Annotated in this window: 23 protein-coding genes; 15 read left to right on the top strand and 8 right to left on the bottom strand. The window is 49.6% G+C overall.

The genetic code is table 11. The features are described 5' to 3' along the window. Positions 1-16 precede the first annotated feature (16 nt). Genes EJQ19_RS10880 through EJQ19_RS10870 form a run of 3 tightly spaced genes read right to left on the bottom strand, consistent with a single transcriptional unit; the run spans position 17 to position 3,200 of the window. Entirely contained in the window at positions 17-400 is a 384-nt protein-coding gene (locus tag EJQ19_RS10880) for a YmaF family protein (RefSeq protein WP_164716455.1), read from the bottom strand. A 55-nt stretch (positions 401-455) separates the two neighbouring features. After that, the gene (locus EJQ19_RS10875) at positions 456-2,549 is read right to left on the bottom strand and encodes an LTA synthase family protein (protein WP_126141235.1); all 2,094 of its coding nucleotides are present in this window, start codon (positions 2,547-2,549) and stop codon (positions 456-458) included. Positions 2,550-2,564: 15 nt separating this feature from the next. After that, entirely contained in the window at positions 2,565-3,200 is a 636-nt protein-coding gene (locus EJQ19_RS10870) for a DsbA family oxidoreductase (protein ID WP_126141234.1), read from the bottom strand. Between the two features lie 764 nt (positions 3,201-3,964). Here EJQ19_RS10870 and EJQ19_RS10865 point away from each other — a divergent pair. The 8 genes from EJQ19_RS10865 (at position 3,965) to EJQ19_RS10830 (ending at position 11,338) form a co-directional block, all read left to right on the top strand. Then, positions 3,965-4,735: a transposase gene (locus tag EJQ19_RS10865; RefSeq protein WP_126141233.1), complete on the top strand. Its 771-nt coding sequence runs from the start codon at positions 3,965-3,967 to the stop codon at positions 4,733-4,735. Between the two features lie 86 nt (positions 4,736-4,821). Then, positions 4,822-5,046, top strand: a complete 225-nt coding sequence (gene yidD / locus EJQ19_RS10860; protein ID WP_206438400.1) for a membrane protein insertion efficiency factor YidD — start codon at positions 4,822-4,824, stop codon at positions 5,044-5,046. A 432-nt stretch (positions 5,047-5,478) separates the two neighbouring features. Continuing rightward, positions 5,479-7,482 carry a methionine--tRNA ligase gene (gene metG, locus EJQ19_RS10855; RefSeq protein ID WP_126141232.1) on the top strand — a complete coding sequence of 668 codons (2,004 nt, stop codon included), beginning with the start codon at positions 5,479-5,481 and terminating at the stop codon, positions 7,480-7,482. 86 nt (positions 7,483-7,568) lie between these two features. Beyond that, positions 7,569-7,958 carry a YdgH/BhsA/McbA family protein gene (locus tag EJQ19_RS10850; protein WP_126141231.1) on the top strand — a complete coding sequence of 130 codons (390 nt, stop codon included), beginning with the start codon at positions 7,569-7,571 and terminating at the stop codon, positions 7,956-7,958. Between the two features lie 254 nt (positions 7,959-8,212). Then, positions 8,213-9,016, top strand: a complete 804-nt coding sequence (locus EJQ19_RS10845) for a metal ABC transporter solute-binding protein, Zn/Mn family (RefSeq protein WP_338143327.1) — start codon at positions 8,213-8,215, stop codon at positions 9,014-9,016. Positions 9,017-9,021: 5 nt separating this feature from the next. Beyond that, positions 9,022-9,810, top strand: coding sequence for a metal ABC transporter ATP-binding protein (locus EJQ19_RS10840; RefSeq protein ID WP_126141229.1), 789 nt, complete (start codon positions 9,022-9,024; stop codon positions 9,808-9,810). Between the two features lie 12 nt (positions 9,811-9,822). After that, positions 9,823-10,623 carry a metal ABC transporter permease gene (locus EJQ19_RS10835; RefSeq protein ID WP_126141228.1) on the top strand — a complete coding sequence of 267 codons (801 nt, stop codon included), beginning with the start codon at positions 9,823-9,825 and terminating at the stop codon, positions 10,621-10,623. Between the two features lies 1 nt (position 10,624). After that, complete coding sequence (locus EJQ19_RS10830; RefSeq protein ID WP_126141227.1) at positions 10,625-11,338, top strand: cytochrome c biogenesis CcdA family protein; 714 nt, start codon at positions 10,625-10,627, stop codon at positions 11,336-11,338. 10 nt (positions 11,339-11,348) lie between these two features. Here EJQ19_RS10830 and splB read toward each other — a convergent pair whose 3' ends face one another. Further along, on the bottom strand, positions 11,349-12,419 hold the full coding sequence (gene splB / locus EJQ19_RS10825; RefSeq protein ID WP_126141226.1) for a spore photoproduct lyase: 1,071 nt from the start codon (positions 12,417-12,419) through the stop codon (positions 11,349-11,351). 169 nt (positions 12,420-12,588) lie between these two features. Here splB and mntR point away from each other — a divergent pair, with 169 nt between their 5' ends. Next, a complete protein-coding gene (mntR, locus tag EJQ19_RS10820) occupies positions 12,589-13,014 on the top strand; it encodes a transcriptional regulator MntR (protein WP_126141225.1) in 426 nt (141 codons plus the stop codon). Positions 13,015-13,119: 105 nt separating this feature from the next. Further along, positions 13,120-14,091 carry a patatin-like phospholipase family protein gene (locus tag EJQ19_RS10815; RefSeq protein ID WP_126141224.1) on the top strand — a complete coding sequence of 324 codons (972 nt, stop codon included), beginning with the start codon at positions 13,120-13,122 and terminating at the stop codon, positions 14,089-14,091. An 11-nt stretch (positions 14,092-14,102) separates the two neighbouring features. Here the strand turns inward: EJQ19_RS10815 and EJQ19_RS10810 are convergent, their stop codons facing one another. Beyond that, the gene (locus tag EJQ19_RS10810; protein WP_126141223.1) at positions 14,103-14,366 is read right to left on the bottom strand and encodes a hypothetical protein; all 264 of its coding nucleotides are present in this window, start codon (positions 14,364-14,366) and stop codon (positions 14,103-14,105) included. Further along, positions 14,363-15,253: a DUF1385 domain-containing protein gene (locus tag EJQ19_RS10805; protein WP_241242848.1), complete on the bottom strand. Its 891-nt coding sequence runs from the start codon at positions 15,251-15,253 to the stop codon at positions 14,363-14,365. The genes EJQ19_RS10810 and EJQ19_RS10805 overlap by 4 nt, the downstream gene beginning before the upstream one ends. Before the next feature lie 199 nt (positions 15,254-15,452). Here EJQ19_RS10805 and EJQ19_RS10800 point away from each other — a divergent pair, with 199 nt between their 5' ends. From EJQ19_RS10800 to EJQ19_RS10780, 5 genes are all read left to right on the top strand, one after another. Further along, complete coding sequence (locus tag EJQ19_RS10800; RefSeq protein WP_126141221.1) at positions 15,453-15,947, top strand: YqhR family membrane protein; 495 nt, start codon at positions 15,453-15,455, stop codon at positions 15,945-15,947. A 77-nt stretch (positions 15,948-16,024) separates the two neighbouring features. Continuing rightward, positions 16,025-16,456 (top strand): type II 3-dehydroquinate dehydratase, encoded by a 432-nt coding sequence (aroQ, locus tag EJQ19_RS10795; protein ID WP_126141220.1) that lies wholly within the window; start codon positions 16,025-16,027, stop codon positions 16,454-16,456. A gap of 59 nt (positions 16,457-16,515) precedes the next feature. Next, positions 16,516-17,589 carry a M24 family metallopeptidase gene (locus EJQ19_RS10790; protein ID WP_126141219.1) on the top strand — a complete coding sequence of 358 codons (1,074 nt, stop codon included), beginning with the start codon at positions 16,516-16,518 and terminating at the stop codon, positions 17,587-17,589. 15 nt (positions 17,590-17,604) lie between these two features. Then, positions 17,605-18,162: an elongation factor P gene (efp, locus tag EJQ19_RS10785; RefSeq protein WP_126141218.1), complete on the top strand. Its 558-nt coding sequence runs from the start codon at positions 17,605-17,607 to the stop codon at positions 18,160-18,162. A 157-nt stretch (positions 18,163-18,319) separates the two neighbouring features. After that, entirely contained in the window at positions 18,320-19,579 is a 1,260-nt protein-coding gene (locus tag EJQ19_RS10780) for an aspartate kinase (RefSeq protein ID WP_126141217.1), read from the top strand. On the opposite strand, the gene EJQ19_RS10775 is transcribed toward EJQ19_RS10780, so the two are convergent. Together EJQ19_RS10775 and EJQ19_RS10770 are read right to left on the bottom strand one after the other, a co-directional pair. Next, entirely contained in the window at positions 19,580-20,044 is a 465-nt protein-coding gene (locus EJQ19_RS10775) for a DUF441 domain-containing protein (protein ID WP_126141216.1), read from the bottom strand. A gap of 87 nt (positions 20,045-20,131) precedes the next feature. After that, positions 20,132-20,851, bottom strand: a complete 720-nt coding sequence (locus EJQ19_RS10770) for a 2-phosphosulfolactate phosphatase (protein WP_126141215.1) — start codon at positions 20,849-20,851, stop codon at positions 20,132-20,134. Positions 20,852-20,853 lie beyond the last annotated feature (2 nt).

Genomic DNA, 20,853 nt, shown 5'->3' with positions numbered 1-20,853 from the left:
ACAACATTTCAAGAAATTATTCTGTTTCGTAGCCAAACCCGATGGTCGAGTACCCCTGAAACGTATGCTGGTGAACTTCACTAATATAGCCTTCCATCTTTGCGGATTTGGCCAAAGCGCCACTGCGTCCGGTATTATAGAGATTGGGATCGACGGTTCCGTAGAGCAGATGAATGTGATTGCCGTTGGGCAAGGGAATAGGTGGACCAGTTACGCCATAGTAAGCATGATAATGTCCGTACTTAATCCCAGAGATGCCTTGAAACTGATGCACATGCTGGTCATAGGACGTTCCGTTGACACTGAATGTATACAGGCGCAGCACGTGGTGGTGCTTTAGCGTATCGGAGGTTGTAGTTTTGAAGAAATGCACATGAGCCGGCGGAATATAAAAAGCCACACAAAAGCCCCCTGCGGATAGGATTATAGTTCATCCTATTCACAAGGGGCTTTGCTCATGATGCAGGGAGAGGAAAGATCGGCGACTGCCCGATTTTCATTTTTTTATCGTCGTACACCCGAATTTCAACCTGATGCTCCTTGCCCGGCGCCAGCTTCGGATTTTTAGCCAGGTCGACATAGAGCGTATCCGTGCCATCGAAATTCGATTTGTAGTTGACGCCATCGATGTAGACTTCACAGGAAGAAAAGAATCGAAGCCCCTTCACCTTAATTGTCGATTCGCTTGGCTCAATTTTCGTAATGACAGGATCTCCGTAACCGAGGATATAGTTCGGCTGGACAATCGTATCCTTGTAGCCCTTCGCTGCATACCCATACCGCTCACCAAACAAATTATCGTACTGCATCCGCTCGTAATCCAGCAGATCCTTTTCCTGAATACCGTACTTCGCCCACATCTCTTGGGGTGGAATAACCGGAATCTTCTGCGAGAGATCATACAAATAATTCGTATAATAACTGCCTTGGACACCCGCCATGTGAAGCAGAAGCGGCCCGAGGAACGAAGGGCTGTACGTTAAATTCTGCTTCTCTTGATCCCCCGCCAAAAAATTGTTCCAAATCAAAAACGGCGTCGAATGCGTCTTCACATACAGGTCGGGATCGTTCGGCAGCACATATTTCGCGTCGCGGTACACCTTGTAATCGTCTTCAAAGAAAGGGAAGTGATCCCCGAAAAATAAAATAATCGTTGGCTCGTTTTTTTTGCTGTAATAATCGACCAAAGCTTGGAGCGCCTCATCCGTCGCCGAAATGCCCTGCGCATACGTTTCCAGGATTCCCTTGGATTCTGCTGAAATGTCGCCTGTCACCTCAATCGTATTTTTGGGGAACTTGCCGGGTTTGTACGGATGGTGATTTTCCATCGTGTTCGCAAATACAAAGTCCGGTCCAGGACTTTTCTCCGTCTCCTCCGTGATTTTATTCACGACAGCGCGATCCGCATAATTCGGTCCTTCAAAATCGTTCGGGAAATACTCGCTGGCAATGAATCGCGAGAAGCCAAAGTGCTTATAGACCTTTCTGCTGTCAAAAAAGTAGCTGAAAAACGGATTAATCGCCGTCGCCGTATACCCCTGACGTGTCATGATACTGGCCAAGGAATCAACGCCGTGGTTCATGTATTCGATGTACGGAATAATTTTATCCGGCGATTTTCCGAAAAATCGCATCGAGTTGCCTGACAGCACCTCAAACTCCACATTCGCCGTGCTTCCGCCGAACTGAGGCGAAAGCATTTTGCCGCTCGTAAACGTTTTGGACAGCGCATGCAAATGGGCGATCGGGTCCCGGCTGTACGTGACATTTTTCATCTCGGTCAGATCAAAAAAAGACTCGCCCAGCATCACAATAATATTGGGCTTAACAGTACCCGCCGCGGGTTTGTCAGGGATCGAATCGACGAGCGACGTGATCGCTTTTTTGCTATAGCCCTCCGGTTTGGCCACGTCCAGAAACCCGAGCATTTGCACCGTCGAGTACAAAAAGCCATTATCCTCGTAAGTAATCGTTTGGTCCCAAGGAACCGTATACATCCCGTAAAGATTGGTAAACGAAATCGGCTTGTCCGTACCGAGGCTCGCAGCCAGAACAATCGCAATAACCCCGTACACAATTCTCTCCGCGAAGTGGAAGCGCAGCCGTCGTTTTCTCAGAATTATATGAAATAGAACGGCAACAAGTATTACAAAAATCGAAACAACCAGAATAATCGAAGTGGATAGATAGCCTTTCATGAAGCGGCCAGATTCCATAATTTCATTATGAAAATACAAGTCCCATGGATAGTACGGGGCGCCGATCGCCTTTAACTTGCTGCCGCTGATCGCACCGAGTGGAAGAAGCAGAACGCACAGCAGCCAAAACGACACACGCACCCCGCCCGTCAAGGCAATCAGCACGAAATATAAAGCCCCCGTCACAAAATAGGCGAGCAGCATCGCGAATGGATGATCCCCTGTCCATTGCCGGAAATCCGCGTATGACCCGCGTTCCAGATACTCAACCAAACACATTAAGGCAAACGGCAGCACAATCACCATAACCCGAGTGGGTAAATAACGCAGCACATGTAGAAAACGGCTCATGAAGATAACTCCTGTCTAGGCTTCTTGCTCTGCTCTGATTTGCTTCAGTGCTTGCAGAAACGTGTTCGTCGGCTGCGCGCCGGTCAGAGCATATTTTTGGTTAATGACGAAAAAGGGAACACCGGTAACCCCAGCCTGACGGGCAAAATCAAGATCGTCCTCGACCTCTTCAAGTCCAGCCTTCGCATCTAATCTAGCGGCGGTCGCTTCGCGTTCCATCCCCAAAGAAGCTGCCGTGTCGAGCAGGACGTCGATATTCCCAACATCCCGGCCATCTTCAAAGTTGGCCTTAAACAGAGCATCAACCAACTCGCGTTTAATGTCTTGCGGAGCGATGGCAATAAGCTGATGCGCCATTAACGTATTCGGCATAAATCCTACCTTGGCAAAATCAAAATGAAGACCCGCCGCTCTACCGGCTTGTGTAACCTGTTGAAACATTCCGTCCAACTGCTCCTGACCTGCGCGGAACTTCGTGCGCATCATCTCCTGAAAAGGCACCCCTTCAGGCGGCGTGCTCGGATCAAGCTGAAACGCCCGGTAACGCACCTCAACTGGTTCATCCGTAAACTGTTCAAGCGCATCCATCAAATTTTTCTTGCCGATCCGGCACCAAGGACATACCACATCTTGAAAAATCTCAATCAACATGCCTATCACATCTCCTATTTAATCATGTGCAGCCCGCATGGCTGAACCGTTCAGACTTGTTCCGGCCAACATACTCGCCATCACTCATTATAACCCATTAGATCTAATTGTCACGCTAGCTATTTTGACGATCCGCACGGAAAGTGGAGGAACCTCAACAGTACCTTCAAAGGGCTGTATTATGCCAATAAGCAAATTCTGTGGTATCTGCAAGTCGGTATAGTCGGGTAGGGGGATTCACAGCAAATAGCGGCAATTCGTAACGTTCTTCGTTGGAGGTTAGCGGATAAAATCTTGCAGCTTCTCGAGAGACGTATATCTGCGTATTGCGATTTCTTCGGTATCTACAAGTTGTATTAGTTGAACTGCCAGGCATGTTTTGTTTCCAGACCGGCACGATAGCAATTAGAGTCAGCTTGTACTTTTCAATCCTACTTAATAGTACCTGGCAGTTTTAGGTGGAGAGTGTTTCTCGGTCTCGAACATCTTACCCTATCTGCAGATCGTACTGGCAGCTGTTATCCGCACAGAGCTCTGGCGCCGCTTAGTCACCATTTCTTCTTTGATCGCTCTTTTCACTGTAGGATCGAGAATTATTGAAGGTGCAGTCGTTAGTTGTCTTGTAGTTATCTCAGAATTCGGGAAAAGCAAATATATCACTCCTCGCCCAGGTGAAATTTAACAATTAGCTAATTTTCCGTTTACACAAGAACGTATGTTTGGTAAAATCATCTTAAGTGAGAAAAAGTAGGCGAGGTGAGCACATGCTTCTTCAAGCAATTGCGCAGGACATAACATCTTGGCAGACGGAAAAGGATTGTGAAGATTTTCTATTTCAAATCCGGTGGGCGAATGGATATCATTGTCCGCGCTGCGATCATGACGAAGCATTTCAAATCCGATCTCGAACGCTTTTGGAGTGCAAAGCATGCCGGATGCAAGTGTCGATCACTGCAGGTACAGTTATGCACAAATCAAAGCTGCCGCTGCTCACCTGGTTTCGTGCCATCCAGTTTTTGTTTCAAAACGGCAACGATGCCTCCGCATACTCTCTTGCCATCTTACTTCGTATCAATTACAGAAGCGCTAAGCTCTTGATGCAAAAAATTTGTTATGCTTTTCAAATAGAATTTAATAGACTCGAAGCTTTCAAACAGCTTAAAAATAAAAAAGTGTCCCCAACCACCGAAAGCAGCCAAGCATTTGAAAGTACTGATTTACAAAAGGCAGTCTGCGATGCGCAAGAAATAGTTCAGAATGTTGTTGCAAAAAGCAAGTCGTTGTCTACGATCTATGCGATTTCTAGACGTGTCTATCAACGCTTTTATCTTGAATTTCAGGGGGAAAGAGGAAGAATAGTTAAAGGAAGAAGTAGAGCGTCGCAAATTGCGGAAAAGTTGGATCCTCGAAATTCCCAGCGAACAGCTTCATCTGCGGCAACTACGACAAATACGGCAATTATGTGGGATATCGTGAGGAAGATGGTTTCGGTTTATTTGTATACGACCTTTTTTAAGTGCTATCAATTGGGCTGAACTTGGGCATGATTTGACGAGGGTTTGGGTTTTAAGGCATGATGAGGGAATCAAGGTTTACTTTGATTACCGAGAGGGGCTGTACCATGAAGAAGGTACTCCAGGTTCCGATTCATTTTTATCGGAAGTTTATTTCGCCGCTTAAGCCGCCGACTTGCCGTTTTTATCCGACCTGTTCGCAATATGCTTTGGAAGCCATTGAAGTGCACGGCGCTGCAAAAGGGACGTATCTTGCGGTAAAACGCATCTGTAAATGCCATCCTTTTCACCCTGGCGGCGTAGACCATGTGCCGCCGCGTCATTCCAGCTAGACGAGGCGAGCTTAGGACAGAAGCATCGCGTTCGCTAAAGTATTACATTACTAGAGCCTTGTGCTAGCTGAGGCACTCGCCCGCTTGACATGCGGGGATGCTTTTCGATATATTGTGCTTAATACGATATTTTGCTTCGATGAACGGATAAGTACATGCGGAGTGCCTATGATCAGAGAGCCGGGTCAGGTGAAAGCCGGTATAGGTTGAAGTGTGGAATATGGTCCCGGAGAACAGGCCTTCAAGCCGCTTCCCTTCGGAAGGGTGAGCTGGTCTCGCGTCCCAGCGTTATTGGGGAAGTCGAAAGACTTGCTGAGCCCTGCACTTGCGAAAGACAGGGGAATCTGGGTGGTACCGCGTGAGTTAAGCTCTCGTCCCAAAAGGATGAGGGCTTTTTGTGTTTTCAAAATTGGTTATTGGAGGGCTACTTGGATGTCTGACAAACAAAAAACGTTTTATATTACTACGCCAATTTATTACCCGAGCGATAAGCTGCATATCGGCCATGCGTATTCTACGGTTGCCGGCGATGCGATGGCCCGATACAAAAGGCTGCGTGGCTACGATGTCCGTTATTTGACCGGTACGGATGAGCATGGGCAGAAGATTGAACGGAAAGCGTCAGAGAAGGGCACGACGCCACAGCAGTTTGTTGATGACATTGTTGCCGGCATTAAAGAGCTTTGGGCGAAGCTGGATATTTCGTATGATGATTTCATTCGTACGACGGAAGAGCGGCATAAGCAGGCGGTTTCGAAAATTTTTCAAAAGCTTTTGGATCAAGGTGATATTTATCTCGGAGAGTACGAAGGTTGGTATTGCATTCCGGACGAATCTTTTTTTCTGGAAAGTAAGCTGGTTGACGGCAAATGTCCGGATTGCGGGCGCCCTGTCGAGAAGATGAAGGAGCAGACGTATTTCTTCCGGATGAGCAAGTATGCGGATCGTTTGGTGCAGTACTATGAAGAAAACCCCGAGTTTATTCAGCCTGAATCTCGGAAGAATGAGATGCTTAACAACTTTATTAAGCCTGGTCTGGAAGATTTGGCGGTTTCGCGGACGACGTTTGATTGGGGCATTAAGGTGCCGGGTGATCCGAAGCATGTCATTTACGTATGGATCGATGCACTTTCCAACTATATTACGGCGCTTGGCTATGGATCTGAAGACGAGTCCGTTTTCAACAAGTATTGGCCGGCTGACGTACATTTGATGAGCAAGGAAATTGTGCGCTTCCATACGATTTATTGGCCGATTATGCTGATGGCGCTTGATTTGCCTTTGCCGAAGAAGGTTTTTGCGCATGGCTGGCTGCTGATGAAAGACGGTAAAATGTCCAAGTCGAAGGGCAATGTCGTCGACCCTGTGACGCTCATTGACCGTTACGGATTGGATGCGCTGCGCTATTACTTGATGCGCGAGGTTCCGTTTGGGGCGGACGGTACGTTTACGCCTGAGAGCTTTGTGGAGCGAGTCAATCATGATTTGGCGAATGATTTGGGGAATTTGCTGAATCGGACGATTGTTATGATCGATAAGTATTTTGCGGGTCAAATTCCGGCGTATATCCCCGTGGCGACGGAATTTGACGCCGGGTTGCTGGAAACGGTGAGCAGTACCGTTGCCAAGTATGAAGAAGCGATGGATAAGATGGAATTTTCCATCGCGTTGTCTGCCGTGTGGCAGCTGATCAGCCGCACGAACAAATACATCGACGAGACGCAGCCGTGGTCGATGGTGAAAGATGAAGCCAAGCGCGACACGCTGGGCTCTGTGATGTATGTGCTGGCGGAATCCCAGCGCATTTCGTCGGTGCTGTTGCGTCCGTTCTTGACGCGGACGCCGGAAAAAATTTGGCAGCAGCTTGGGCTTGCTGCCGAGGATCTGCCGCGCTTGACTGCGTGGGAAAGCGTGCAGTCGTTTGGGCATCTCCCTGTGGGCACGAAAGTGCTTAAGGGAGAGCCAATGTTCCCGCGTCTGGACGTGGAGGCCGAAGTGGCCTATATCGTCCAGGCTATGGGCGGCGGCGCTGCTGCGCCAAGCGCCGAGGAAACGAAGTCGGCAGCGGCTGCGCCAGCTGCCGGTCAGGTCGTCGCCGCGCCGGAGCCGAAGGACGAAATCGGCATTGACGATTTCGCCAAGGTGGAGCTGCGCGTCGCGCAAGTGGTGTCGGCAGAGCCTGTGAAAGGCGCCGACAAACTGCTCAAGCTGCAGCTCGACCTCGGGTACGAGCAGCGCCAGGTCGTTTCGGGCATCGCGAAGTTCTATTCGCCCGAAAGCTTGGTTGGACGCAAAGTCATTTGCGTCACGAATTTGAAGCCCGCCAAGCTGCGCGGCGAGCTGAGCCAAGGCATGATTCTCGCCGCTTCGCACGGCGATCAATTGACGCTGGCGACCGTGCCTGACAGTATGCCGAACGGCGCCATCGTGAAATAACGGCAAAGCCCTCTCCCATGATTTACAGGGAGAGGGCTTTTGCGTTCCCGGACATGCTAAGGAAAACGGAACACGGAGTGAGAACAATGCTAATATATCGTGCAGGCAAATTTGCGGTGGTAGGGGTATTGGTCATGGTTTTATCCGCTTGTTCCTTGTTTGGGGGCAAAGCCAAACAAGATGAAGAAGCTGCAAAGCAAAAGGAGCAGCAGACGAAAGCGCAGAGCACTGGGGATCAGAGTATCATCAATCAGGAACTCAAGAAGCAATATGATATGTACCATGAAATATTGAAATATAGGCTGGATCAACAGGCAAATATGGCTAAGCAGACGGAGGAACGGTATAAAAAGCTGAAAGAACAAAGCAGCAAATCCAGTAATCAATCGAACGATAAATCCAAGGACACCTCATCCAGTTCTTCAGACGATACTACCAAAAAAGATTCGGAGGATGAAAGCTATTCCGACAATTGATATTATTTAATGGCCAGGCTGTGAACTTTCGCAGCGGGCCTTTTATTTTGCGGATTTCACGTATTGACTTACTGAAGAGGGATTCGTATAATCAAATTCGTTATTAAAAAAAATTACGAATAAGATCGGTGGGGGCAAATCGAATGAAAGTGATCGGACAACGACTGATATATATATGCCTTGCAGTCTTTCTACTTGCCAGTCTTGCGGCCTGCGGGAGTCCCAAGGCAAAGCTAGTGGAGGGAAAGGTGAATGTGGTAACTTCATTTTATCCGCTCTATGACTTTACAAAGCAGATTGGCGGGGATTATGTGAATGTGATTAACCTCGTTCCGGCGGGAGTTGAGCCGCATGATTGGTCGCCCAAAAGCCGTGATATTAAAAATTTGACGGATGCGCAAGTGTTCGTCTATCAAGGTGCCGGATTTGAGGGATGGGTAGGCGATTTTCTCGATAGCCTGTCTGCGGAGGCGAAGGTGAAGGTTGTTGAAGCCAGCCAAGGGGCAAATCTGCTGAAAACAGATGAAAATAAGGAACAATTTGATCCGCACGCATGGCTTAGTCCGTTAAATGCGAAACAAATGGCTAATAATATTAAGAAGGCTTTAATTGCGGTCGATCCGACACACAAAGATGCCTATGAGCAAAACTATCAAAAATATGCAGAAGCGTTAACAGCCCTAGATACGCGCTATAAAACAGAATTGGCCAAAACGAGCAAAAAAGAGATTGCTGTTTCTCACCATGCTTTTGCTTATCTTTGCAGGGATTACGGGTTGACACAAATGTCGCTAATGGGACTGACGCCGGATGCGGAACCGACTGCGCAGGATTTGAAGCAAATGAATACATTCATTAAAGAACATGGACTGAAATATATTTTCTTTGAGGAGCTTGTCTCCGATAAACTGGCCAAGACGCTTGCGAAGGATGCAGGGGCGCAAACGCTCGTCTTGAATCCACTCGAGGGTCTGACCGATGAGCAGTTAGAAGCCGGTGAAACGTATATTTCCATTATGGATAAAAACTTGAAAAATCTCGTAACGGCATTGCAATAAAGGAGATGGAGACGATGGAAGCAGACGGTAGTTTAATTTGCCATCAAAGTATTGTGACGCTGGATGAAGTATCTTTTGCCTACGATCATAAAAAGATTATTGATCGCCTCGCGTTTAACGTGTTGGAGCGTGATTTTGTCGGCGTGATCGGATCGAACGGCGCTGGCAAGACGACGCTGCTGAAAATGCTGGTCGGGCTGCTGAAGCCGACGAGTGGGGAGATTCGGCTATTCGATAAGCCTCTCTCTTCCTTCAAGGACTGGGAGAGAATCGGCTACGTCCCGCAAAAAAATGCATTTAATCCGCTGTTTCCTGCAACGGTAAGAGAGGTCGTACTTTCCGGTATGTACTCCAAAAAGCGAATCTACCGCAGGCTCACGAAAGCTGAGCAGCAAAAAGCGGAAGACGCGATGCTGGCGATGCGCATCGAAGACCTGGCGGAGCGTCGCATTGGCCAGCTGTCCGGCGGCCAACAGCAGCGGGCGTTTCTCGCCAGGGCGATTGTGAACAATCCTGAACTGCTCATTCTGGATGAGCCGACTGTCGGCATCGATGCCGAGACGCAAGCCGGTTTCTTCCGTATGATTCGCCATATGCATCAGCATCACCATATGACATTTATTATGGTTTCCCATGACATGGATATGATGCAATCATATTTGGGTACAGAACCGAAGCAGGTTAGCGGAGGTATCAAGTTCTATGTCAAGCATACTCACGATCCCGAGGATTGCCGCGAGACGAATTTAACGCACTCGCTGGATCAAATCCGAGAAATGATCGGGGTTCAATAAGGAGCGGGCGTTTTGGATATTTTTACAGAGTATTTTTTTCAGCGGGCCTTGATAGGCGGCATTCTAATCGGCTTAACAGCGCCTCTGATGGGCGTATTCCTGGTTCTACGACGTTTGTCCATGATCGGGGATACGCTTGCGCATGTTTCCATTGCCGGGGTCGCATTAGGCTTTCTGATCAACGTGTACCCGGTAGGGGTTGGGCTCGTATTCGCCCTGCTTGCGTCATTTGCGATTGAACGCCTGCGCAAAGCCTATAAGACGTATGCAGAGCTTTCTATTGCGATTATTATGTCGGGCGGCGTTGCGCTCGCCACGCTGTTGTTTACGCTCGGCAAAGGCTTCAATATGAACGTCATGAGCTATCTGTTCGGGAGTATTTATACGCTTGATTACGGCGATCTATGGGTTGTTTTGATCGTCTGTCTGCTCGTGGTGGGCGTGATTGTGCTTCATTTCAAAGAGTTTTTCCTCATGTTCTTCGATGAGGACGCGGCGAGCGTAAGTGGACTTCCACTCAAATTTTATAATATGATGATTACAATGCTGACGGCGCTCGTAATTTCCGTCGCGATCAAGATTGTGGGAGCACTGCTTGTCTCTTCGCTGCTGACGATTCCCGTCGCTTGCAGCCTGCTCATTGCGCGCAGCTTCAAGCATTCTGTTTTTCTGGCAATTCTGTTCTCAGAGGTTGCTGTTATTGCAGGATTAGTGATTGCGGGCATTTGGGATTTGGCCCCCGGAGGGACGGTTGTACTCAGCCTCATCGTGATTTTGTTCGGCATTATACTAAAACGGGGATTGAGTAGATAACATGGATTCCGTAAACATGTGGATTGCTTTATGGGCGGGAATCGCTTCGTTCATCTCGCCTTGCTGTTTGCCGCTGTACCCTTCATTTCTTTCTTACATAACGGGCATTTCGGTCAGTGAGCTGAAATCGGGTAAAACCTCCAGGCAGGCCCGAACGCAAACGATGCTCCATACGCTCAGCTTTATCGTAGGCTTTTCGATTATTTTCTTCGCGCTTGGGCTAACCGCAGGCTTTATCGGCAATTTTTTTATCGATTATCGCGATTTGTTAAGACAAATTGCAGCGCTCTTGATTTTTGTCATGGGGCTGTTCCTGCTCGGCATCTTTCAACCGCAATGGCTGATGAAAGAACGTAAGTTTAGCATTAAATTTCGTCCTGCCGGATACGTGGGCTCCGTCTTCGTCGGTATGGGCTTTGCAGCAGGCTGGTCGCCGTGCGTAGGCCCGATTCTGTCAGCCATTCTCGCGCTTGCAGCAACAGAGCCGGGTACTTGGGCGCAGCTCACGACCGCGTACTCGCTCGGCTTCGCGATTCCGTTCTTCGTGCTCTCCTTTTTCATCGGTTCCACGAAATGGATTTTGCGTTATTCAAGCTTGATTATGAAAATCGGCGGGGGCCTCATGATTGTCATCGCCATCCTGCTGTATACCGGCAAAATGACGCAAATCACCTTGTGGCTGAACACGATTACCCCCGACTTTTTAAAGTTTTAACGGCACGAGGCTACGTAAAATATTCAATTTTCGCTTGAGGGAATTTATCGAAGATACGCTCTGTGATAAATTCCCTTAACGCCGTGGCCTGCTCGTCCGGGTAGACGTATTTGCCTCTTCCGTACTTCCCCCACTTGTATTTCCGCTTTTCTTCATCCATTTCCAATTTCGTTTTCGGATAGCGCTGCGCAATAATGTTTTTTGCCGTTTTCGTAAAACGGTGCTGAATCATTTCAAACGTCAGGTCTTCTGTCGCTTCTGGCGGAAGAGCTTGATATAGCTTCTCCATAAGCGCCGCGTAGCCGTCTTCCCAGCCTTCGTGCCAAATAATCGGAGCAATGATAAACCCGAGCGGATAGCCCGCTTTAGCCACTTTGCCTGCGGCTTCAATACGTTCATGAAACTTGGATGTGCCGGGTTCAAAATTTCGGATCACATAGTCGGCATTCACGCTGAAACGGAACCTCGTACGCTTGTTATGTTTGGCGTCAAGAAGAGGCTCGACGTGGTGGTACTTGGTCACAAACCGCAGCCGCCCATACTCCTGCTGGCCCATAAATTCAATGACCTGCTTCAGGGAGCCTGAAATATGCTCCAAACCTACCGGATCGGACGTACAGGCCGCTTCAAAACGGGTAATTTCCGGTGCCCGCTCGTCGATATAGCCTTGTGCAGCATGTAAGATGTCGTTCATGTTCACATAGACGCGAATGTAAGGTTTTGCCCCCATGGTCGTCTGCAAATAGCAGTAGTGGCAATGCCCCATGCAGCCCGTTGCGATGGGAATGGCATATTCGGCAGATGGCTTGGACGTTTCGAATTTTAACGTCTTGCGAATGCCGACGACGAGCGTGCGCTTGGCGATCCGGTATTTCTCCAGTTCGGATTCGCCGGGCAAATCGCGAATTTGATTATGCGACGTTGTCATATGAATGTCGAGACCTTGTTTTTTGGCCCAAGCAAGGATTTGCTCGCCCTTGGGGTAAAGGAGCGCATCCGGCTCGAAGTATACGAGCTCAGGCATAAAAACGGCTGTATTGGGCGCAGGTGCGGCAGGACGGGACAGCAAATCGATGGCCATAGTCGTCTCCTTTTTTTAAGCCGAGATAATGAAATACGCTATGTAGTGTGTGATTTCTTGCCTTACTTGAACCATGGGAGATTTGACCGCGTAAGGGTTGATGCATTATGATAGGGAAGCAACAAGCCGTACGTTCGAAGGAAATTCGCAAGCAGGGGGATATCAAGCAATGGCTACGCCGAGTATGGAAGACTATTTGGAGAGAATATACAAGCTTATCGATGAGAAAGGCTACGCTCGTGTTTCCGACATTGCTGAGGGGCTAGAGGTGCACCCATCTTCCGTTACGAAAATGATTCAAAAGCTCGACAAAGACAATTATTTGATTTATGAGAAATATCGCGGCCTTATTTTAACGCCGAAAGGGAAGAAAATGGGCAAGCGGCTGATGGATCGGCATGAGCTGCTTGAAAATTTCTTAACGTTGATCGGTGTTCACGAGGACAATATATATAAGGACGTAGAGGGCATTGAGCACCATCTGAGCTGGGATTCCATCACATGTATCGAGACGTTGGTGGAGTACTTTAAACGGAGCCCACAGCGGATGGACGACCTCTTGGAAGTACGCAAAGAACTGGAAGCTGAAAGCTAAGGCAGAGACCGCGGAGCGGATCTCTGCTTTTTTGTGTCATGCAAACAACCTGCCTCCGCATACATACCTATGAAGCGCAAAGTAAGCGAGGGGAGGGAGCCGGTTATGCGAATCAATGGGGTGTTCGAAGGCGGCGGTGTCAAAGGCATTGCGCTCGCCGGAGCGGTCAGCGCCGCGCAGAGCCAGGGCTTTATGTTTCACCAAGTGGCCGGTACAAGCTCCGGCTCGATTGTAGCGGCATTGCTGGCGGCAGGCTACACGGGGGAAGAAATGCGGGAAATCATCCTTCGAACGCCGTTCAAGTCGTTCATGCAGCGCTCCGCGATTTTTAATACGAAAATAATCGGACCGGCTGCGCGGCTGTTGATCAAGAAAGGCTTGTACGCCGGGGAGGCACTGGAAAGCTGGGTCGCGCAGCTGATGGCTGCCAAGGGTGTCCGCACTTTCGGCGATTTAAAGCCGAACCAGCTGCGTATTATCGCGTCCGATATTACACAGGGCCGGCTGCTCGTGCTCCCGAACGACATTGCGCAGTATGGCATTGAACCGGGCAAGCTGGCGGTTGCGAAGGCCGTGCGCATGAGCACGAGCATCCCTTATTTCTTCGACCCTGTTCGCATTCGTCGACATATAAAAAGCTCCGCGAAGGCGGTGCCTTTCGCGGAGCAATTCAACTACATCGTGGATGGAGGGCTTCTCAGCAACTTTCCGCTCTGGATTTTCGATAGCGAAGCCACATCCCGGAACAAAGCACTCCCTGTCATCGGCTTCCAGCTCGTAGGGAAAAACGAGACCCCCGTGCATACGATACGGGGGCCGGTGACGATGCTCGAGGCGTTGTTCAGCACGATGTTGAGTGCGCATGATGAGCGTTATATCGAGCAGAAGAACCGGTTCAGGACCGTCAAGATCCCGACGCTCGGCATTAGCAACACCCAGTTCAACTTGTCAAAGGAACTGGGCATGTCGCTGTACGAGTCTGGTTACAAAGCCTCGGAGGCTTATTTTGCTCACTGGAGTGCCGAGGTGTACGAACAAAATTACGAGAAATTCGTCATGCGCCCGAAAAAGCCATAAAGCCTTGCGGCTTAGTGGTATTTCGGGAAATCGTCCGAATTGTTGGTATCCTTCGTTCCATTGATCACGCGAAACTTCGCGTTTTTCGTGTTTTTTCCCTTGCCGGGCCCAGGGCGGACCTGAACCTTCTTCCAACTGGAAGGTGGAAACTTGTAAAGCAGGAAAATGACACCGAGCACGATGATCGGAATGAACAAGGTGCGCAGGCTGACCAGCAGTCCGATCGCAAGGAGCACGCCGATGGCAATCTCAACAGGAGTAAATCTTCGTCTCATACCCGTCCCTCCATAATTCGTTGTTCCGCTTCGCGCATGCGGTTGAATGAGGCGATCGAAACTTCGACCTGGCTGTCCTCCGGTTCCTTCGTAGTCAGGAGCTGCAGCCACAAGCCGGGATAGCCCAGATATCGCAAAACCGGCACTTCGCGCAGCGAGTTCGTAAAACGCAATACTTCATAAGAAACACCGATGACCACAGGCAGCAGAATGAGCCGCTGTACAATACGCTCTACATAGCCGTCGTAGTGCAGGAATGAGTAGATCACAACGCCGATCAGAACGGTAAAGACGATAAACGAGCTGCCGCAGCGGTAGTGCAGCGTGTTGAACTTTTGCACATTGCTGACCGTCAATTCGACGCCGGCTTCATAGGCGGAAATCACTTTGTGCTCGGCGCCGTGGTATTGAAACAGCCTGCGGATCATCGGCGTTAGCGAGATGAAATAAATATATCCGATCAGCAAAATAATTTTGATAACACCTTCTAAGAGGTTATGAAGAAATTGATTGCTGAATGCATGCTGGAACAAAAACTGTTCGATTACCGCCGGCACAAGCGTAAAGACGAATTTCCCGAATAAAAAGGAAAGCACCCCGACCACGGCCACGCCGAGAATCATCGAAATGTTCGAGAAAACGCCTTGTTTGTCTTCTTTCTGCACCGAACCGTCCTCATTCTCTTGTTCGGCAAACGATTCCGCTGAGAAATTCAAATGCTGCGCGCCCTTGGCGCTGGATTCAATAATCCCGACGATCCCGCGGACGAGCGGAATTTTTTTGAGCGTCTGCACCCAAGGAATGTCTTTGCGAGGCACTTCCAAAAAATCAAGTGAACCGTCTTTTTTGCGCACGGCGGTCACATGCACGTTTTTTCCTGCGAACATGACGCCTTCAATGACGGCTTGTCCGCCGTAAATACTATTTTGTTCTGCCACAAGATTCACCTTCTTATCCTTATCGAATTCGGATTGATTCTTTCTCATTGTAACGGATTCACAGATTGAATGCTACCGATAGCGACAGAACATACTAGGAATGACTTAGGTAAATGAAGCAGCTCCTGTAGAGAAAGGAAGATACTAGGTGGAAAAACAGGCAACCCATACGGGAGGATTTTTAACGAGTCGGTGGAAATTCGCGCTTTATATCGGTTTTTTTGCAGGGTGCATTTGGGGCGCAGTCAAAATCGTGGAGCATTATTTCAAATTTACAACGGTGTCGATCGGCTTTATCGCCGAACCTTTTTTCAAGCATAGCTTTTTTGACACATGGGCAGGGTTGTTCGTCGGCTGGGTGTTCTTTATCGGATTTTCCATTATCGCGGCTGTCCTCTATATGATGGCAATGTGGAAGCTTCGCAGCCCGTGGTGGGGCGTCGCCTATGGAGCTGTCTGGTGGGCGGTCATTTATTTGGCCGTTGGTCCATATACAGGAATGACGTATTGGAGCTGGGAGCTTGGGCTCTATACGAACATTACGGACTTTTGCCTGTTTTTGGTGTGGGGCATGTTTATCGGGTACTCCATTGCGATTGAATATACCGATCGCCGGTTCACACATCCTATACACAAGACATGAAAGTTATGGTAAAATATACGGGTTAAATAGCTTGAACCGCTATTTGACGATGCTGCACGTATCGGGAGTGATCGTTTTTGAAAAGAGTGCTAGTTCTGAACGGCCCGAATTTGAATATGCTCGGTATGCGAGAGCCCGGCGTATACGGCACGGTATCGCTGCCGGTCATCATCCAGAATCTGGAGGTGCTCGCTGCGCAGCTCGACATCGAGTTGGAATGCTTTCAGTCGAATCACGAAGGCGGACTGATTGACAAAATTCACGAAGCTTACGGCACCAAGGATGGAATTGTCATTAATCCGGGCGCTTTTACGCATTACAGCTATGCGATCCGCGACGCCCTCGCGACGGTTCAGCTTCCAACCGTGGAAGTGCATCTTTCCAATATTCATAAGCGCGAAGAATTCCGGCATCATTCGGTTACCGCACCGGTTGTGATCGGACAAATTTGCGGCTTTGGCGCTGCCAGCTATGAGCTTGGATTACGTGCATTACTGCCTCATTTGTAAAGGAAGTTCAAAAAGGCGTCTTTTTGAACACACATTGTAAGAAAGAATGGTGATTTTGGATGCAGGAGAAACGAATTGAACGTCTTCGTCAGGTTATGCAGCAACAAGAACTGCCGGCTTTGCTCATCACGAACGCATACAACCGTACATACGTGACTGGCTTTACGGGTTCCTCCGGCTATGTTCTGATTACGGGGGAACGTGCCATCCTGCTAACTGATTTCCGTTATATGACGCAAGCCCCTCAGCAAGCGAAACTGTTTGAAGTGGTAGAACATAAGCCGAAAGTAATCGAAAGCGTCCTGGAACTGTTGCAAAAGCAAGGGATTACCAAGCTTGGTTTTGAGCAGGCGGACGTGACGTACGGCGACTTCCTGGGCTACCAGCAAGGTTTGCCAGGCGTAGAATTCGTTCCGACCGCAAGCCTTGTGGAGCAAATCCGCATGGTGAAGGACGACGCCGAACTGCAAGTGATGCAGGAAGCGGCCGATTTGGCGGACCAGACGTTCAGCCATATTTTGAATTTCATCAAGCCGGGCGTGAAAGAGCTGGACATCGCCCTCGAGATCGAGACGTTCATTCGCAAGAATGGCGGCACGTCGACTTCCTTTGAGACGATCGTGGCGTCGGGCGAACGCTCCGCGCTCCCGCACGGGAAAGCAAGCGATCGCGTTCTTCAAGGGAACGAATTTGTCAAATTGGATTTTGGCGCGTATTATAAAGGGTATTGCTCGGACATCACCAGAACGGTTATGCTAGGAAAGCCGACAGACAAGCATAAAGAGATTTATGATATTGTGCTTGAGGCTCAGCTGAACTGCCTGGCGAACCTGAAACCGGGCATTCCGGGCCGCGAAGGCGACGCGTATGCAAGAGACGTGATCGTGAAGCACGGTTACGGCGATTATTTCGGTCACGGGACCGGACACGGGCTGGGGATGGAAGTTCACGAGTCGCCGCGCTTGTCGAAAACCGAAGATACGATTTTAACACCTGGTATGGTGGTTACGGTTGAGCCTGGCATTTATCTCCCCGGCTTCGGCGGAGTTCGAATCGAGGATGACGTTGTAATTACTGACACCGGCATTAAAATACTTACGCATTCTACCAAAGATTTTCTTATTATTGATTAGCGGAGGGAATAACAAGTGATTTCTGTAAATGATTTCAAAACAGGCTTGACGATCGAAGTGGATGGCGACATCTTCACCGTGCTTGATTTCCAACACGTAAAACCGGGTAAAGGCGCGGCGTTCGTTCGCTCCAAGCTGAAAAACCTGCGCAACGGCAACACCGTTGAGCGTACGTTCCGTGCCGGCGAGGGCGTAGGCCGCGCGCACATCGAGAACCGTGAAATGCAGTATCTCTACGCTGCAGGCGACGAGTACACGTTCATGGACAACGAAACGTTCGATCAAACGAGCTTGTCCCATGATCAACTGAAATGGGAACTGAACTTCCTCAAAGAAAACATGAACATCAAGATCATGAGCTACCAAGGTGAAATCCTGGGGATCAACCTGCCGAAAAGCGTTGAGCTTAAAGTTGTTGAAACAGAGCCAGGTGTAAAAGGCAACACTTCGCAGGGCGCACTGAAGAACGCGAAGGTTGAAACCGGCCTTAACGTGATGGTGCCGCTTTTCATCAACGAAGGCGACGTTCTGCTAATCGACACGGATGACGGCAAATACATCTCCCGTGCCTAAGCTTTAATCAGACAAGCCCCGATACGCTCGGAAGAGAGCGCTTCGGGGCTTTTTGGCGCACGTATAATTTGTTGCCACAGCTTGCGCGAATTATGTTATAATGTTGAATTGTTATGTAATAGTGAGTGTAATAGTATGCGTTGGGAGTGGGTCAGCTTTGTCTCTTATAGTGATGAAATTTGGCGGAAGCTCTGTCGGTGATGCGGAGCGAATGAAGCGTGTTGCAAAAAGAATCGTAGAACGCAAGCGTGAAGGACATTCTTGTGTGATTGTCGTGTCTGCGATGGGAGATACAACGGACGATTTGATCGACTTGTCCAATCAAATTAATGACGGAGCGCTTCCGGCGGCTCGTGAAATGGATATGCTGCTGACGACAGGCGAGCAAGTTTCGGTTGCGCTGTTGTCCATGGCGATACATAATCTTGGCGAGCAAGCCGTTTCGTTCACAGGTTGGCAGAGCGGGATTTATACAGAAGCTGTGCATGGCAAGGCAAGAATTACCGACATTCAGCCTGAGCGCGTCCTGAACGCGATCGAGCAGGGGAATGTCGTCATTGTTGCTGGCTTCCAAGGTATGACGCAAGAAGGCGAGATTACGACGCTGGGCCGCGGCGGTTCGGATACGACGGCGGTTGCGCTTGCGGCAGCGATTAAAGCGGACCTCTGCGAAATTTATACCGACGTAGACGGCGTATATTCGACTGATCCGCGTATTGTGAAAGTCGCAAGAAAACTGAACGAAATCTCCTACGACGAAATGTTGGAGCTGGCCAACTTGGGCGCAGCCGTCTTGCATCCGCGTGCGGTGGAATATGCAAAGAACTACAACGTGACCCTCGTGGTGCGTTCGAGCTTTACCTATAATGAAGGAACGAATGTGAAGGAGGAAGCAGTGATGGAGCAAGGAATCGTTGTCCGCGGCATCGCTTATGACAAAAACGTAGCAAGAGTCAGTATTTTGGGTGTCCCTGAGAAGCCTGGGCAGCTTGCCAAGGTGTTCCTGGCGCTCGCAGACGTGCAAATCGACGTAGACATCATTGTTCAAAGCGGTGTGATCAACGGTTCCGCAGATTTCTCGTTCACAACAAACTTGAACGACCGTGAAAAAGCACTTGACGTTCTGGAACGAATTCGCGGCGAAATCGGTTTCCGCGAAGTGACGTCCGAAGTGAACCTCGTGAAAGTATCCATCGTCGGCGCCGGTATGGTCAGCACGCCGGGTGTTGCCGCTACGATGTTCAAAGTTATCTCCGACCTGGGCATCTCGATTTCCCTCGTCTCCACGTCCGAAATCAAAATGTCTTGTGTCATCGACGCTGCTCCGCTGCAAGACGTCATTCGCGCGCTGCACTCGGCGTACGGTCTTGACACAACCGAACAGGCCTTTGTCGGCGGCCCGCAAGATCGCCGTTAATCAGTGCCACTTGTCCGCGATAAAATAAGCGACTTTTAATAGAAATGCGGTGATGCCGGCAGCCATCAATGGGCCGACCGGGATACCGCGCATAAACAAAATTCCGAAGATCGAACCAATGACAAGACCCACAATTAATTGTGGGTCTATTTTCAGTAGTTCGAGGCCTTTGCCATTCATATAGGTGGCGACCGCGCCGCCCACTAAGGCTATGAGGCCTGGCCATGTCGTGAAGACGGATATAATGTCCTTCATCGAGATTCGATCGCTGGCGAAAGGGACCAGAACGCCGATGGTCAAGAAGAGCAGGCCAAGTTCCAGGCCTTTGCGCTCCATGGAAGGAAAAAACCGGTCAAGCCCGATCAGCTTCACGGCAAGCAAAATACAAGCTGCCGTCGTGATGATGGGAGACCGGCCAATCAATCCGATAATGATCAGAAGCACTAACAGCAAATCTCCATTCATCCCCATAACCCCTTGTCCTCAGGTTGTTCATTTTATTGTATGAGGGGGGCTTGTATTTAGAACGGAAGCCGGTGCTGCGGCGGCTTTCTATCGCGGCAGCAGCACCATGTGATCGTTCTCGAGAATTGGCACGCTTTCGGAAATATTCGCTTGCGCGCATAGAATAATATCCGCGAGGAAGCCGGATTTTTTCATTTTTCTCCCATTGCTGCAAGAGAGCAGATGGTCCAGCAGACGATGCTTGCACGTCAAATAAGCGCTATGCATCGCCATGCCGAAATCGTTCGCTTGCACGTGCTCGGCTCCGAGCTTTTGAATGATTTCGTGCATAATAAGCCCGGCGCACAAACCGTCCTCCAGGGAGAATACATCCTGGGTGCCTGCGCACAAGATGACGGTGTCTCGCCCTAGTTGAATCGCGGCATCGGCGCAGGCGCGGCCGTTCATCAAGGCGCCAGCGAGCACATGCGAGGCTTTGAGCGCTTTCTGAATGCCGCGCGTTCCGTTGGTCGTCGTCAAGATAATGCGCCGATCCTGCACAGCCTCGCGGGTGTACTCCAAGGGCGAGTTGCCGAAATCGAACCCGGGAATTTTTTTGCAAAAGCGCTCGCCTCCCAGCAAATCCCCTTCCCGATACAACTCCTTGGCTTTCACAACGGTTTCGACGGGAACGATTCCGCGGCTGCCGTTCGAGAGTGCCGTGATGATGGTGCTGGTTGCGCGGAGGACGTCCACTACAACGACCGTTTTATGAAGAAACTCTTCGCTTCTGGCTTCGCCGATGTTGGCGACAACTTCGATATGCATGA

This window comes from Paenibacillus whitsoniae (genome assembly GCF_003955665.1).
Taxonomy (GTDB): Bacteria; Bacillota; Bacilli; order Paenibacillales; family NBRC-103111; genus Paenibacillus_E; species Paenibacillus_E whitsoniae.
Note: the sequence above shows the minus strand (reverse complement) of the source record. Positions and strands in the feature narration are given on the sequence as shown.